The organism is Shewanella sp. S1-49-MNA-CIBAN-0167, from assembly GCF_040310145.1.
Classification (GTDB): domain Bacteria; phylum Pseudomonadota; class Gammaproteobacteria; order Enterobacterales; family Shewanellaceae; genus Shewanella; species Shewanella psychromarinicola.
In genome coordinates, this window is record NZ_JBEOPO010000163.1 from 1 (window position 1) to 315 (window position 315).

General features: G+C 41.9%; 1 protein-coding gene. It reads right to left on the reverse strand.

The genetic code is table 11. The features are described from left to right. Positions 1 to 201: hypothetical protein (locus AAEZ00_RS20820; protein WP_351089783.1), on the reverse strand; the 201-nt coding region annotated here is incomplete at its 3' end. Positions 202 to 315 lie beyond the last annotated feature (114 nt).

Here is a 315-nt window from a genome sequence, read left to right on the forward strand (position 1 = left end):
ATTGTAAGCAACGGCAGAGTGATCGCTAATGATAACAATTTGATCGTCTGATATGCCGGTTAATGCTGCACGGTCTTCGAATGAACGAGACACAGGCGGAGCAACAACGCATTGCAATGAAGGCGCTTCTGTCGTTGTAGGCTCATCGGCCAACACGATATTTGGGAGTAGGCTTAGTGCCAGAAAATAACGGATCTGCATTGTTGTCAATAATTTATGAATTCTGATTCCGGAAAGTTTTGGAGAGAAAAAGATACTCAGCTAGATGAAACATTCCATTCTTTAGCTGTTTCCAAATGTTATGCTGGCTATAAT